Genomic DNA, 394 nt, shown 5'->3' with positions numbered 1-394 from the left:
GTTGTGTGGCTCGGTTTGACGAATTATCGCCCTCGCGGCGCGATCGGCTGGTGAGAAGAAACCGTCGTACAGTTTACTGGCGACATCGTCACTATCGGCAAACGCGCGTTCAATGGAAAAAAGTTGCACCAACTTTTCACGGACTTCTGGGTGTTGACGGATCTGTGCTAATTTGGCCAAACTCTGCTCGCGGTCGATGCCAATGCTCGCCGCATTTTCTGCCGTCAGCGTTTTTGCAGGGGCCAAAATTGGGCATTTATTGAGATGTACCAATTTCACTGGCACTGGCAGCAGCTCGTCAAGATCTTCTCGCTTGGTATAGAGCCGCTCGTGTAACTGCTCGGCGCTTAGCGCAAACAGTGGCTGTGGATCTTTCGCCAAATCGATCACGATC

1 pseudogene is annotated in these 394 nt (G+C 52.3%); it reads right to left on the bottom strand.

Features of this window, described 5'->3' with window-relative positions:
- Positions 1-394: pseudogene (locus UF06_RS22665) on the bottom strand (exodeoxyribonuclease I); the annotation flags it as partial.

Source organism: Vibrio sp. S234-5 (assembly GCF_000960595.1).
GTDB lineage: Bacteria > Pseudomonadota > Gammaproteobacteria > Enterobacterales > Vibrionaceae > Vibrio.
Note: the sequence above shows the minus strand (reverse complement) of the source record. Positions and strands in the feature narration are given on the sequence as shown.